The sequence below is a fragment of the Bacillus cereus group sp. BfR-BA-01349 genome (assembly GCF_022663795.1).
Taxonomy (GTDB): domain Bacteria; phylum Bacillota; class Bacilli; order Bacillales; family Bacillaceae_G; genus Bacillus_A; species Bacillus_A cereus.
Map to the genome: position 1 here is coordinate 1 of NZ_JAKUGE010000059.1, position 15,781 is coordinate 15,781.

Consider the following 15,781-nt stretch of genomic DNA (forward strand, 5'->3'; position numbering starts at 1 on the left):
AGTTCTTCTAATTTTCCCCATAAAAAATCCCCTCCATAATAAACAGTAAAGTAACTTTCTTTCAACTGTCTACTATAAGGGGATCATATCATTCAATCGGAGCCATCTTTTTTAATGTCCACTGATAACGATTATACTCCTTTATGTTGAGCTCAAGGGATTCAAAGGTTTGACAATTTTTATAATCTAATTCAGCTTTCATATGACCAAAAAAGGATTCCATTGGTGCATTGTCTAAACAATTGCCCCTACAGGACATAGACTGTCTGATCCCCATTTCTCTTACACGTTTCTGAAATTCAGGGTGTGTATAATGAATACCTTGGTCTGAATGTAGAAGCGCTTCAGGATGAATGATTTCTCCTAATCTCTCTTTCAAGTTATCTAATGTTTGATAGACGATAACCATTCGTAAAGAAGAGGGGACATGATAGGCTAAAATCTCTCGGGTGTGTTGTCTTTTACACATGATAAATAAGCCTTTTTTCCTTTTCCATAAGATAAATAGGTAATATCCGTTAACATACTTTTTTCAGGCTCTTCTTGATTGAATTGGCGTTTTAAAAGATTCGGACATGTTTTATGTTCTTGTGTCGCTTTTGTGATGTTGTTTATAAGGATTCGCTCGGCGAATCTTTGTTACAAGATTATATTTACGCATAATACGGTAAATACGTTTGAGATTCATACAAATTCCTTTTGTCTTTTCCAACACCATTTTGATAGAACGACCACCACATGTTTTCCCTTTTCGATTAAAAATTTCTTGGATCCATTCATAATCTGTTTCATCATTGAGTTCTTTTTCTAAGTGTTTATCTGTCTGATGAAGCCATAGTATCCACTCCGACTTACCCCAGCCAGTGTGTAAAGGTAACGCACCATACGTGGGAATTGGAATTGACGTATGGTTTGTTCAATCAGTGTGTATGTTTCTCGTGGTGTTAACGCTTCTTCTGTAACGCCTGCCTTTCGAGTTCGTCTAACTTTTTTAGGAATGTCAATTCCGCTTCTAAAAACGCAATACGTGCTTCCGCTTTCTTTAATTTTTCATCAGAAGAGAGAGGTTTTTCCGAAGGGCGTCCCGTGCTTCCTTTCCCACGGCGTTCTGTATAAAAACCTTCTTCACCAAATTGTTCAAAGGTTCTTCGCTAACGTTTCAAGCATTGTTTTGGCTTCTCCTCACCAATCACAGCTAAGTCAAATCCATTCTCTAAAAAAATTTGGCTAGGACCTTTTCCTTGTTGATTTTCTTTTGCCGCTCTTACTTTGAAATCTGAACAATAGCTAATTGAACGTTCCGATGCTTTTACTACATTTTTATTTTTTTCTAGCTGTTTCATTTGAATCTCGTTAAAAATAATTTTACTCATTCTCCGTACCTCATTTCTATCGTTGGTTCCATTATAACGAGGTTTTTTTGATAAAAATACGCAAAAACCCCGAATCATGGGGCTTTTTTTTAGTGTCCATGATTCGGGATTCGGGGTACAGTTCATTTTGATAAGATGAGAGGTCTTCTTTACTGAGAATAGAAAATAAAAATAACTCCAACATGATATTTTAAGAAGATAAATGAACAGAAAAATTTTTAAATGATACTAAAAATTCAACAATATTAAATGAAAATATAGATAAATACAACTCGATTTTAGAGATGTTTTTCAAACAAGATAAAGAGGATGTAGATAAATATTTGAATATGTATAAAAATTTTAAGCGTGAAGCTTTAGGATATGTAGAAGTTTTTTTATGAATCGAACAAATAAATCTGCTCTTATTTTTCTTTTTTGAAGCTATGAAAAGGAACAAAAATAGGACAATTAAACGAAAAGCGTATTATAGCAGAAAGTGGTTTAAATAAAAAAATTTAAAAAATATCGGGTTTGAAACAAAACTTACTTAATCTAAAAGTAGATAATCTATATACATCTGCTAGTATTACCAGAACTGAAACAGTTATAGAACAATTAGTTAATAATGTACCAAATAATGAATATAATCAAAAAGATTATTTATACAAATCAAACATCTTGGACATAAAAACATTGAAGAGAATGACACCAATACTCTTCTATATGAAATTAGACACGCTGTAGATAATTTGGTACAAGGGAAACTGTAATAAAAATCTGGTAAGTTCATTGAAATATTTAACCGAGAGAAAAATAATATTATAATTGCACACTATATTAAACAAGATGTAATAGGATTTTTTGCAGGTGCTTTTAATCACTTATATTCACCTAAAATGTTAGATAGAGAACAAATAATAACCTGGATATTAATAATTTACAATAAATTAACAAATGTTTCATATTAAGACAGTCATAAGCCAAAGATTTTTCCTCTAAAGCTAAGATATCAAAAACTTCACAGGAAATTAGTTATACAAGCATTTTGTAAGAATTATTAAAAAGATAAATCCTACTAATACGAGATTAGTAGGATGACATTGTGAAGAATTTTGTTATCTATTCGATATAGAATATTTATGAATTTTACATAAATCCCATAAGAAAAATACTATCTATAATATTTTAAGAGATTTATTAGAATAAGCGAATTCGAAATAGCATTGGCCATAAAACTGCCTCAGCAGTAGAAGTTTTGACTAAAGAAGTAGTCTAGATGTAACTTTTTTGATCCAAAAAGAACCCTATTTTATTTAATTTTTTATCTAATGAAACCTTAAAAAACAGATTATTTGTTCAAATCATTTGATAAATATAACTATCACTTGCAAGCGGAAATGTATAGATGTTATCCTTGATTTGAGTCATTTTTCTGTAATTATAAAATATTTTAGCTGAAGTGATTACGTCTAAGCAGAATATGCCACAGGTTAGGATGTTTAGATTTTTAATCGTATCAGGACAGACTCTACCTCAAAACCATTTCATCTCTCAACAATTGGCTGATATACAATCAAAAAAACTTTAAATTTTGACACATAACCACTAATACACTCATCAACTACCAATTTTCTTATCAATGTATAAAATATGCAAACTAATTATTACAAAAATAGAAAAATACTTCCTTCAATTCTTTTAATTTGTTTAACCTTACATGCTTATTTAAAATTATAGCTATATCCTTTCCAAAAAAGTTTATTATAAGCATTATATATTTTCAATGTGAACAATAGAGGTGAAATAATTGGAAATGAAAGGGGTGATGTAAAATGAGTTAAATCATAAACCAAATATGAAGAGAGTGTAGTTGTGATGTTCAATAAATTTACAGAAAGTTATTTAATCAGATTGAAAGTCACTTATTATTAAATGACTGAGAAAAAGAAGCTAAATATGTTAATACAAAGACTATTTCAAACATTTGTTACAGTAATAAATCCGCATCCATATGAAATACCACAAAAACTAATTCTCTTAAGGTAGATGGAGAAAATTCAAAATAGTAAACCAAATTTGTATATGTTTTGCTTACGTATAAAAGATTGTGGCCTGAAAATGGTGAAAAACGTTAATAATAGGAGGTCTTCTAATGGTTAATAGAGAAAATATAGATGAAAACTATATGATTAAATATACTGTACAAATATCTGAAATAAAATTTGTTAATACAGGAGAAGATGGTAAACCAGAACCGTATGGATATATTGATTTGTATTATCAACCTTCTCCTGCCTTGGGAGAGGAAAAAGTAAGAATTTGGGAAGAAACAAATAGCAGCTCTCCACCATCTGTAGAAGTTATTACAGGGCTAACTTTTAATATTAAGGCTACATCACTTAGTGAACTATGCTTTGTAGGTAGTGTTAGAGAATCAGATGCTTGGCCGAATGGGGATGATGTTATTGCCTATCCTAATAGAGTGTGTGGCGGTATGAATGGCACCATCAAGCTAAAAGGAGAATCTCCTGCTGAAGAAAATCATGTTCAAATTAAATATAAGGTAATAAAAGAAGATACCCTACCAACAGCTCCAAAAAATTTATCTTCATCAGCACATACAATTAGTACAATTGATTTAGAGTGGGAAAAATCAATGGATGATATAGAGATAATAGGATATGTGATATATCAAGATCAAAATGAAATTAAAACGGTGGATAGTGCAACTACAGCATATACCATCAGAGGATTACAACCAGATACCAGTTATATATATTCCATTAAAGCAAAGAGTATAAATGGGAATTTTTCAGAACCTAGTAACACAATTACAGTAAAAACAGAACCAGATACCATGTACATGATATCAATCATGACTCATAATATGTATTTTCTTGCTCCACCTACTGATGTAAATCAAGAACTTCGTGCTAAGAATACAATATCACCAAGTTCTTATTATAGAGATAGTGATATTATTATACTTGAAGAATTATTTAAGGATGAAGCTACTGGGATTGTATTAAAAGGTATGGAGAAATACGGAAACTTCAATTTTCGCACACCCGTACTAGGAGAAGGTGGATTAGATATTCAAAGAGGTGGAGTGGCAATTTTGAGTAAGTGGCCTATTGTTAAATATGAAAAACATATATTTAACAATAGGGGATGTGGCGTAGAAGGTATTCAAAATAAAGGAGTAATGTATGCAAAAATTAACGTAAATGGAACATATATTCATGTATTTGGTACACATACACAGTCTGATATAAGTTTCATAGGTTGCGATGGACCTTTAGTAAGAAAAAAACAACTTCAAGAATTAGCTGATTTTATAGAAAAGAAGAATATTCCATTTGAAGAATATGTTGTTATAGGTGGAGATTTTAATATAAATTTATATGATCAAGAAAACTATAATTACCTTATAGAAGTATTAAATGTAATAGAACCAAATTATACAGGGCATCCATATACATGGGACAAAGATACAAATCTTTATGCAAGTTATAGTGATCCTGATGGAAAGAATGAACATTTAGATTTTATTTTATTAAGAACTAAACATCGATTACCACCGGAAAATTGGGGGAATTACTCAAATATTGTTGAACAAGTAAAAGTTGTAGACTCAGAATGTAATAATGTTTGCAACCAAATGATTCAAAATGATAGGAAAAATATTGATTTTTCGGATCATTATCCTGTTAAAACACTTATACCAATTGAGAAAGATTAAAGTAAAAACTATATCTTTCGTAATATCTAAAGAAGTATTAAAGATAACATTTAATTTTGATTTTTAAAATATATTCTTATATACACCAATATATTTTAAACAAAATTAATTCTTAAATAGAAATGTAAAAATAATATTATTTTAAGGGAGAGTTTTTATGAGGAATATACCAAACGAATACGCTGTGAAGAATGTTGCAAAGAATTTAAGATTAGGTCGCTATCAATTAATAATTACTTTAACCTTTGTAAATCCTGGAGAATGGGGAAAACCTGAGCCCTATGGAACTGTTTCAATGATCTATAATGATCAAGTGTATACAATATGGGCAAGTACTGCAGATCGAGAGTTGGAAAGTTATACAACTACATTAAATATTTTTTCTAATAATAGGCCTATTCAAGCTACATTTATAGGAGATGTCAAAGAATATGATGCAGGGAATGGAAATGATATTTTAGCTTACCCTGACCGTCCTGTAACCGCCGCACCAAACCAATTCTTTAAACTTCTTGGCGAAAAAGATAGTGATGGACAGAGTTACGTTGGGTGCTTCTATACTGTTAAAGATATTACCCCATTAAACCTTTTACCAAATGGTGATTTTGAGATTGGCTTAGGCGGATGGGTTCAATCTCAACCAGGTGCAAATAATCCAAGGGTAATTAGCATAAATAATAATAACGTACTTGAAGCAACTTCAGGAGCTAATGCTTATTATAATATTTCTAATATAGTACGAAATCAAGATTATATGGTTTTATACGATGCAGAATTGATTGGAGGAGCTTCTTCTCGAGTTGAAGTTAGAGACCAAGTGAATGATAGTGTTTTAGCTTCGAGTGAGCAAAGCCAAAACGGGACATATATCCTAAATTTTACTGCTAACAGCAGTGCTGTTAAAATAATTTTATCGCATGCTAGTGGTAATGGAAGTACGCGTTTCGATAATATTATTTTAGTTGAAAATTCTAAATCGCAACGAATTAATACTCAACCTCTTCCACTTTCTTCTTTAGTAAAATTAATAAATAAATATTGAGTTCTTTGAAACTTTATATATGCACTAATCACAAATACTCATGAATATTGTTAAGAAATTCATGAGTATTTAAATTACTGTAAATAAAAATCCGTTCTTTCGAAGAAAAGAAAGTACTTATAATACTACTTTAGAAAGAACGGATATACTAGTAAGAAAACTAATTTCTATCAAGATTTTATTTTGTTGGTTTGATAGAAATCTTCTAATAATCCTAGGTAATTACCTTAGATAAGTTAACGCTTAAAAGTTTGAATAACTTAGTTAGAACCTTTCTTTAAATTGAATTCGGAATATTGATTTAATTTAAGGTCACTATTTTCTTAAAGGTAATTAATATTTATCTAAGATGGAAATTTAAAGGGTTTTGAAAGGAGAAATATACATTGAAAAAGAAAGGCTATATTGCAAATTATCTATCACAATTTAATTGTATTGGTTCAAATTGTGAAGATAATTGTTGCTGTTCAAATTGGACGGTTCATGTTGATAGAGAGCATTTTGAAGTATACTCAAAAATGCAAGATAAAGAATTATTTAATAATAAATCTAGAATTATAAAAAATAAAAATATGACTTCTGAGGAGGATTATGGAATTATAGAATTCGACTCAACCAATAAATGTATTTTTTTAACAGAAGATAAATTATGTAAAATACATATGGTATATGGCCAAGATTTATTGTGCAACGTATGTAAGGTTTACCCCAAAATAACAAAAAAAGTTAATGATACTTTTTTTCAAACTGCACAAATTTCTTGTCCAGAAATTGCTAGATTAGTACTATTATCTAAAAATCCTCCAAAATGGAATTTGACAAAAGATCAATCCTTTTCAACAATGAGTACTAAATTAGAAACTATTGAAAATTCAAATTACACAAAAAAAATTAATGAAATAGTATATAATATTATGCAACAACGTGAATATTCTTTATCCAAACGCCTATGGCTAATAAGCATATTTATTGAAGAACTATCGTATTTAACAACCCAAAAAAATATAAATGGAAAACAAAAATCTATTAATCATGCTTTAAAAAAATCAAAAGAAATGGAACGATATTTTCCGATAAATTATATAGATATAAGTTTAGAATTACTTATACAAGGAATCTTAAGAATGAGAGATAAAATCTATAAAGAATTTAATAAAGAAGAGCATCAACGTTTAAAGGAATGTCTAGATTTATTTATTGAAGGAATAGATATAAAGAGTAATTTACGATATTCTAAAAATAGAATAGTAACTTACAAAAAAGCATATGAGGAATTCTATAAATCTTATGTTGGTAAATACGATTATATATTCGAAAATTATTGTTTGTATTATTTTCAACATTATTTGTTTCCTTATAAATTAGAAACATTGCCTAATAACTTTATGAATTGTATTTTAGATATTTCTATATTAAGATTTATCTTATTTGGAATTTCTGCCTCATCAATAGGTGTAACTCAGGAAATAGTAATTCAATTGTTTCAATCCTTCTCAAAATTATTCTACCATAATGAAGAGGCATACAAATCTTATATTCTACAAATCTACAATCAATTATATGCACATTATCCCAAAATGAATATGTGTGTTTCTATTTTATTAAGTCAATAATTGGTTGTTTTTTTACGTAATAAAATTTTGCGAAATAAGTATATTAATAAATTTCGTTATCAGTCCCAATATTTACAATTAAAATAAAAATTAGGATAAAGTTATATAATGAAGTTTTGTAGTAACTTTTCAAAAATGACAATATAAATCCGATATAAATTCTTTTTTACTGCTTTTTTTAAGTTTTCTAAAACTGTAATTGTACCTGAAGCAGTTTTAGTTTTTAATAGGAAAAGTCTTTATATTTTTCTCCAAAGTGTCTCGTACTAATCTGGGGATAATATCAGCTTCTTTGATGCATTTACTAATTGCATTCAAATTTACTACAGTTGAGATTTACTAAATTTATAAGAGTAAAAGTGTATATACTTGATCTCAGTTCAAATAAACAAAACATTATAAAATAAATAGGCCCTTAATTTAACGGTATACTTAATTAAAATTTAATTGAAACTTAATAAAAATATTTATTTTGATTTCTTTTATCTATTAATATAGAAGCATAATTTCTTAGAGTATTCATTTGAATTTATATAGTGAGTCCTTGCAATGCTAATGTTTTATAAAGTGTTTTGCATGCTCAGTAGAGTAACTAAAATAAGTAAACTTTTTTAAATTTTAATCATAAAAAAGTTACAGACAACCCTCTCAACTCATATTATAAGCAATTCCTATGTAAAATCCGATAGAGGTAGATTAAAAATAAAATAACTCTATAATCGGTTTCCAAATTTTAAGTGATTATTTTTTGTTTTTTTTGAATTTAAACTTAACTTTCAGGTTGATTTTTGTTACAATTATGGTGATTCTTAGCATTTGGTGTTGCAGCGAGAATTACATCGATTTTAATAAGTTATACATCATTTGTTTTGAATTGTTCCAATTATTTAAGTTTGTGAATAAATTATAGGAGGTATTCAAAAATGGGAATTATCAACATTCAAGACGAAATTAATGACTACATGAAAGGTATGTATGGTGCAACATCTGTTAAAAGCACATATGACCCCTCATTCAAAGTATTTAACGAATCTGTGACACCTCGATATGATGTGATTCCAACAGAACCTGTAAATAATCATATTACTACAAAAGTAGTAGATAATGCAGGGTCTAACGAATTAACCAGTACAGTAACGTTCACATGGACGGAAACCGACACTGTAACCTCTGCAGTGACTAAAGGGTTTAAAGTCGGTGGTTCAGTAAGCTCCAAAGCAACTTTTAAATTTGCTTTTGTTACTTCTGATGTTACTGTAACTGTATCAGCAGAATATAATTATAGTACAACAGAAACAACAACAAAAACAGAAACACGCACATGGACGGATGCGACGGCAGTAAAAGTCCCTCCAAGAACTAATGTAGAAGCTGCATATATTATCCAAACTGGAAATTATAACGTTCCGGTTAATGTAGAGTGTGATATGACTGGAACGCTATTTTGCAGAGGGTATAGAGATGGTGCACTAATTGCAGCGGCTTATGTTTCTATAACAGATTTAGCAGATTACAATCCTAATTTGGGTCTTACAAATGAAGGGAATGGGGTTGCTCATTTTAAAGGTGAAGGTTATATAGAGGGTGCACAAGGCTTAAGAAGCTACATTCAAGTTACAGAATATCCAATGGATGATAATGACAGACGTTCGATACCAAAAACTTATATAATTAAAGGTTCATTAGCACCCAATGTTACTTTAATAAATGATAGAAAGGAAGGTAGATAAAAATGACAGTATATAACGTAACTTTTACCATTAAATTCTATAATGACGGTGAATGGGGGGGGCCAGAACCTTACGGTAAGATATATGCATATTTTCAAAATCCAGATCATAATTTCGAAATTTGGTCACAAGATAATTTTGGAGAGGATACGCCTGAGAAAAGTTCTCACACTCAAACAATTAAAATAAGTAGCCCAACAGGGGGGCCTATAAACCAAATGTGTTTTTATGGTGATGTAAAAGAATACGACGTAGGAAATGCAGATGATGTTCTCGCCTATCCAAGTCAAAAAGTATGCAGTACGCCTGGCACAACAATAAGGCTTAACGGAGATGAAAAAGATTCTTATATACAGATTAGTTATTCCTTGGCCCCAGCTTAAATCTCTAATTTATACACGATTTATTTGGTGACCATATTTTATTAAAATATTAACTCTATTTTTATGAAACTTTTAATCCTCGAAATTCTATACACTAGAATAATAATATTTTTATTGCTCCATTATAGATGAGAAATTCAGTTTCCTCATCTTCAAAAAAACTAGTATTTCAATCTATTTAGCTGCATTTCAATTTCTAAGATAAGGATGTATAACCAATTTGACATAGTTCCCCTTATAGTAGACAAAAATTGCAAGTTACTTAGATGGTTTTCTATAAGGGGTTCCTATTGAAAATACTAAAACTACCAACAGTTACAATTGTTTTTAAGACCAAAATGTATATCCAAAACTTACTTTAAATTGAGGCTTGCTGCTGTGAGCAAATTAATGAGCTTGATAATTATTATATATACAAAATAAACAGATGTAAAAGAAGTACTTTTAATTTTACATTAAATTCTAGTTTAATTGATAATTAAGGTATGTTATAATATAAATAAAATTAAACGTTAATATTGTGAGGTACATAATGCATTCAAACACATTAATATATCATTTGACTCATTATAGAAATTTATCAAAAATATTATCTTCAAATGGACTCGTGTGTGTCTCTAACATCATGAATAATGGGCAAACATATTGTAATATTGCTAATAATGATATACAAAACAGACGAGCTTCTTACTCAGTTCCAGTAGAACCTTTTGGAACATTGCATAATTATGTTCCATTCTATTTCGCTCCCAAATCTCCTATGTTATATAGTATCTATAAAGGTAATGTTATACAGTATACCGAGGGACAGGAGCCTCTCATTTATCTTGTATCATCAGCACAAAAAATAAAGCAAAATGGCGTTCCTTTTTGTTTTACTGATGGACATGGAATAATGCATTTCACTGAGTATTACAATGATCTTAAAGAATTGCACAATGTTGATTGGGATATAATGAAGAGTAAATATTGGCATGACACGATTGAAGACAATGATAGAAAGCGTAGAAGAATGGCAGAATTTCTTGTTTATCAATATGTCCCGATAGATTGTATTATAGGGATTGCAGTCTATAATCAAAAATATAAGGAAGAAACTGAAAAAATATTAACTGAACATAATGTTTCTTTACCGATTAAATTAAAATCTAATTGGTATTATTAAGGTGGTGGTAGAAATTGATTAAAATAAAAAAAGGTAATTTGTTAGAAGCTGATGCACAAGCTTTAGTGAATACTGTTAATACAGTCGGTGTAATGGGAAAAGGCATCGCCCTGCAATTTAAGCAAGCATTCCCTGATAATTTTAAAGCTTATCAGAAAGCATGTAAGCTTAATCAAGTTCAGCCTGGGAAAATGTATATATATAAAACACACCTCTTAGGAACACCAGAATATATTATAAACTTTCCAACTAAAAGGCATTGGAAGAATAAATCAAGAATTGAAGATATTAAGAGTGGGCTTATTTCTTTAAGAAATGAGATTATTAATTATAATATAAAATCTATAGCCCTACCTCCTCTTGGATGTGGTAATGGGGGCTTAGATTGGAGTGAAGTAAAGCCCTTAATTATAAAGTCATTAGAGGATTTAAATGCTACAGTTTATCTATATGAGCCATCTGGTCACCCGGATCCCAATAGAATGAAAATAGGTACGACTAAGCCAAAAATGACAAAAGCAAGAGCTCTTTTATTATTATTAATGGAGCAATATAGAGCTCCGGGATATCACCTTTCGCTCCTCGAAATACAGAAATTGGCATATTTTTTACAAGAGTGTGGAGAACCTCTTCGTTTAAATTTTGTGAAATATATATATGGTCCATATGCAGAAAACTTAAATCACGTTTTAATTCGCTTGGAAGGACATTATATTCGTGGTTACGGTGATCGGAATTCTAAATCTGATATTAGCTTGTCTGAAGATGCAATATTAGAAGCTAAAGAGTTTATCTCTCATGATAAAGAGTCTTTAAAAAGACTTGCAGAAGTGAAAAATTTAATTGAAGGGTTTGAAACTCCTTATGGTATGGAACTTTTAGCTACTGTCCATTGGTCTGTAAAATATGGTAATAATTCAATAATGAATTTTGATGCGATTATTAATTATATCCATAGTTGGAATGAACGTAAAAAACACGTATTTAAAAATAATCATGTGAAAAAGACAATACAACATCTAGAGATATTTATGTAGTAAATTAACAACTTTTAAAAGGTATACTAAATGGAAGTTCTATTTAAAGCCGTTTTTATAGTAAGACTATCAATTAAAATTGTATTTAATGTAAAATTAGACAAATTTAGACAAAACAGTACATTGATTATAAAAAGTCAATGTACTGTTTTGAAGTTTGAGGTGAAAAAATTGAGTAATCGAGAAAAACAAGTGTATCAAGCACGTGTAGAACGTCATAAAGAAAAAATGCCCTGGTATATTATTGAATATATTGAGGAGAAAACGAACCTCTCCCCCGCTACTTTGTATGGATACTTAATTGAATATGAAATGTTTTTACAATGGTTGATCTCCTCTCGTCTTGCTACAGCAGATGGTGAAGTTGTAACGAGAATACATGAGGTACCAATTGAAACATTGGAGCACCTCCCTCTTAAACAAGTAAAAAGGTTTAAAAGTTATTTAGAGAGACAAGGTAATAAAACCAAGGCAGTTATACGGACATTTTCGGCTCTAAAGTCATTGTTTAACTACCTAACAAGCAATACTGAGGATGATAATGGAGAATGTTACTTTTATAGAAATGTTATGGCCAAAATGGAAATTCATAAGGAAAAAATCGATGCTGCAGCGAGAGCAAAAGAAATTTCAGAAGTTATTTTCCACAATAATGATGACATTAAATTTATGCGCTTTTTATCTAACGAATATGAGCAAATGCTGCAAGAAAACGCTCCTGGTAAGTTAAGATTCTTCAAACGTGATAGAGAGCGTGATATTGCTATTCTAAGTTTAATCTTAGGTACAGGCCTTCGGGTATCTGAAGCAGCTAGTTTAACTATTTCTAGTATTAATTTTCGTACTCGTTACATTAAAGTTGTACGAAAAGGAGATAAAAAATCATCTATTTTGGCTACACAAACAGCCCTAGATGATGTCCAAGAGTATTTAAAAGTACGTGCTGCTCGTTACAAGTGTCCTGATGATGAAGATATTCTGTTTGTAACGAATTATAAAGGCTCATATGCGCAAATTTCTGTTAATGCAATACAAAAGCTTACAGAAAAATATACTAGAGCATTTGATGAAAAAAAGAGCCCTCACAAGTTGCGTCATACATACGCGACTAATCACTATAACGAAAATAAAGATCTAGTTCTGTTAGCAAACCAAATGGGACATAATTCAATGGAAACTACATCATTGTATACAAATATTGATGATTCTAAGCGCCTTGAAGCTATAGAACGTTTAGAAAAACGTCAATTTAGAAAAGATTAATATTATAATTCATTTCTGGCTATATAAAAATGTTATTTTGTTATTGATAATGACTTATTTCCTACTTTCATCGTTCCCTTTAAATGATTACATATTTAAAACTTCCTTCATTTTGAAAATAAAAATAGTGTTCTTCATCTACCTTCAAAAAGCGAAAGTTGAAGAACACTATGTTATTCATTTTATGAACTCATTTTTTTATCCTTTGCTTACTATCATAGATGGTCACTACTTCTTTACTTTCTAATTAATTTAATTCACTGGAATAAATTCAATTTTGTCTATATAAACTTTATCTCCAGCACTTAATCCTGTGACGTTTATTTGTAAGTTATTCCCTAATAATTCGAATGGTGTGCTGAAACTTGCTAAATCAAATGAATTGTACGTTAATGTGTCTCCTTTATTTATTGTTTTATCGAAATAGTATTGATTAAATGGTGCCCCGTCTAAACTGAGTGTAAATGTTATCTAAGATGTAGAGGCATAATGAATTCTAGCTCGATATTTTTGAGAGTACGACACATCCGATGTAACATAAATAGTTGCCACATTTCCATTTTTTGTGCATTGAATGATATCTCCTCCTGTAAACCTAGGACCTGCGACAACTGAAGCACCAGATTGTAACTTATATACCTTTACTAACGGAAGTTGTGTAATTTTTTTCGAATCAATCATGTTAAAAAGGTCTACACTTTTATGTTTCCAAGTTAACACTGGGATTGTTCCTCTACGACCCTGCATTAAAAAGCACCTTACATAATTGGTTACATCAGCAAATCATTTTTCTAAGGGGAGCTGTAATTCTTCGATAGCCATAACCTCCGTTATGACGCAAACATAATTTTTTAATAGTCTTCTCTATTTCGCTTATAGAAACCCCACGCTGTGTTAATCTAAAGCTAGAAAATAATTGCCTTATACAGTTCTTGCACAAGAGGTTTTGTCCTAAATTTATTCCATGGAATAATAGCGATATATATAGTTTTTACTTTATTTAATTTCCTTATACAGAGACTTTTGTTTTTAACTTCTTATAACTGTTCCGATTTAATCAGATCTTGTAAGTAGTTTCTATAGGATTTTTTCCTACAAGTCATTGAAAGTGAAGAGATTGATTTATGAAATACTATTTCATAAATTAGATAATACCTTTAATCATACAATTATCCATTATCGTACTACTTAAATAGTCAGCCTTTTTCATCCAAAGTACTTTACACTTTATTTCTTCCAGGTAATTTTTTCTTTAATGGAGGTATTTCATTATGTACCACTATCCAGGCTCCCTGCATAATCAATGGGTTTTTCCAAGTACGATAAATTAGCTTTCAATTTTTATGAATCTAACAAATAATAATTGTATATTAGAGGGTAATCCCATAAAGTATCTTCCAAATCTTATTTTCCCTACAATCTAGTTCTGTTCAAAAATAAGTATTATTCTTTATATATATATCCCCTGAATGAATGCTTCGAATATTTATTCGGATATAAATCATTGATCATTGCGTATGGACTACCATTCCAATATCTCATCAACGGTGTCCATAATCTATGTCTTTTTAACCATTTAATTGTGTACTGCTGCAGTAATTGACTATCTGTCAATTTTTCCCTTGTTTCAATAGTCCAACGTAATGCATTTAATGCTTTTTCTTTCGTCCAAAAACTATTAGGCACCATTTTAAATTCCCATTCTTTAAAATGGTTAGGATACAAATCATTAATCATGGCATATGGACTATCATTCCAAAACAATTGGCAGGCTCCCCCCAACCCTGATTGAATTAACCATCTCTTACTATACCTATTCTTTAACTGTTCCTGCTTTAATTTCTCTTTTTCTTCAATGGTCCATTTTAATGCTTGTAAAGCTTTTCCTTTCGTCCAAAAACTATTAGGCACCATTTTAAATTCCCATTCTTTAAAATGACCAGGATATAAATCATTAATCATAGCATACGGACTACCATTCCAAAGTACCCTTAATGGGCTTCCTAGTCTCTGGTCTTTCAGCCATTTTTGCCCATAAACTTGTAAGATTTTTTCGGATGATAATTTCTCCTTTTCTTCAATGGTCCATTTTAATACTTGTAAAACTTTTTCTTTCGTCCAAAAATTCAATGGTGTCATTTTAAATTCCCATTCTTTAAACTGGTCAGGATATAAATCATCAATCATTTTATACGCACTATTTTCATATTTATGCTTTAACAACCCTCGTAATCGATATTTTGCAATTAAAGAGGTATTCCAATTCTGTTTAATCTCTTCCTCATTCCATTTTAAAATTATTACAACTAAATATTTTGTTACTCTTTTAGCTATTTCATTATTCTCATCTAATTTCCATGTATTTGCCGGAAATCTACTTCTTTTTCCATCTAATATTTCTTGATAAACTTTCTCTATTGTAATTGTTGGGTCTTGCATATTACAATCCCT

At 30.0% G+C, this 15,781-nt stretch carries 9 protein-coding genes and 2 pseudogenes; 8 read left to right on the forward strand and 3 right to left on the reverse strand.

The annotated features are described in order from the left end of the window. Positions 1-88: 88 nt before the first annotated feature. Positions 89-1,373: pseudogene (locus MR169_RS28545) on the reverse strand (IS3 family transposase). 2,134 nt (positions 1,374-3,507) lie between these two features. Here MR169_RS28545 and MR169_RS24110 point away from each other — a divergent pair. From MR169_RS24110 to xerS, 8 genes are all read left to right on the forward strand, one after another. Continuing rightward, on the forward strand, positions 3,508-5,097 hold the full coding sequence (locus tag MR169_RS24110) for an endonuclease/exonuclease/phosphatase family protein (RefSeq protein ID WP_242320143.1): 1,590 nt from the start codon (positions 3,508-3,510) through the stop codon (positions 5,095-5,097). A 157-nt stretch (positions 5,098-5,254) separates the two neighbouring features. After that, entirely contained in the window at positions 5,255-6,139 is an 885-nt protein-coding gene (locus MR169_RS24115) for a hypothetical protein (RefSeq protein ID WP_242320144.1), read from the forward strand. A 386-nt stretch (positions 6,140-6,525) separates the two neighbouring features. Next, a complete protein-coding gene (gene fliB, locus MR169_RS24120) occupies positions 6,526-7,752 on the forward strand; it encodes a flagellin lysine-N-methylase (RefSeq protein WP_242320145.1) in 1,227 nt (408 codons plus the stop codon). 923 nt (positions 7,753-8,675) lie between these two features. Beyond that, complete coding sequence (locus MR169_RS24125) at positions 8,676-9,482, forward strand: ETX/MTX2 family pore-forming toxin (protein ID WP_242320146.1); 807 nt, start codon at positions 8,676-8,678, stop codon at positions 9,480-9,482. A gap of 2 nt (positions 9,483-9,484) precedes the next feature. Beyond that, entirely contained in the window at positions 9,485-9,865 is a 381-nt protein-coding gene (locus MR169_RS24130) for a hypothetical protein (protein WP_242320147.1), read from the forward strand. A gap of 532 nt (positions 9,866-10,397) precedes the next feature. Next, the gene (darT, locus tag MR169_RS24135; RefSeq protein WP_242320148.1) at positions 10,398-11,030 is read left to right on the forward strand and encodes a type II toxin-antitoxin system toxin DNA ADP-ribosyl transferase DarT; all 633 of its coding nucleotides are present in this window, start codon (positions 10,398-10,400) and stop codon (positions 11,028-11,030) included. Positions 11,031-11,044: 14 nt separating this feature from the next. After that, positions 11,045-12,067, forward strand: coding sequence for a type II toxin-antitoxin system antitoxin DNA ADP-ribosyl glycohydrolase DarG (darG, locus tag MR169_RS24140; protein WP_242320149.1), 1,023 nt, complete (start codon positions 11,045-11,047; stop codon positions 12,065-12,067). Between the two features lie 171 nt (positions 12,068-12,238). Next, positions 12,239-13,330 (forward strand): tyrosine recombinase XerS, encoded by a 1,092-nt coding sequence (xerS, locus tag MR169_RS24145; RefSeq protein ID WP_242320156.1) that lies wholly within the window; start codon positions 12,239-12,241, stop codon positions 13,328-13,330. 252 nt (positions 13,331-13,582) lie between these two features. Here the strand turns inward: xerS and MR169_RS24150 are convergent. Both MR169_RS24150 and MR169_RS24155 read right to left on the reverse strand, forming a co-directional pair. Further along, positions 13,583-14,098, reverse strand: a pseudogene (locus MR169_RS24150) (delta endotoxin C-terminal domain-containing protein); the annotation flags it as partial. Positions 14,099-14,773: 675 nt separating this feature from the next. Continuing rightward, positions 14,774-15,769, reverse strand: coding sequence for a DUF4046 domain-containing protein (locus MR169_RS24155; RefSeq protein ID WP_242320150.1), 996 nt, complete (start codon positions 15,767-15,769; stop codon positions 14,774-14,776). Positions 15,770-15,781 lie beyond the last annotated feature (12 nt).

Coding starts and splice junctions, on each gene's coding strand:
- MR169_RS24125 (WP_242320146.1), top strand. CDS start 8,676: ATGGGAATTATCAACATTCAAGACGAAATTAATGACTACATGAAAGGT.
- MR169_RS24155 (WP_242320150.1), bottom strand. CDS start 15,769: ATGCAAGACCCAACAATTACAATAGAGAAAGTTTATCAAGAAATATTA.
- MR169_RS24110 (WP_242320143.1), top strand. CDS start 3,508: ATGGTTAATAGAGAAAATATAGATGAAAACTATATGATTAAATATACT.
- darT (WP_242320148.1), top strand. CDS start 10,398: ATGCATTCAAACACATTAATATATCATTTGACTCATTATAGAAATTTA.
- MR169_RS24115 (WP_242320144.1), top strand. CDS start 5,255: ATGAGGAATATACCAAACGAATACGCTGTGAAGAATGTTGCAAAGAAT.
- MR169_RS24130 (WP_242320147.1), top strand. CDS start 9,485: ATGACAGTATATAACGTAACTTTTACCATTAAATTCTATAATGACGGT.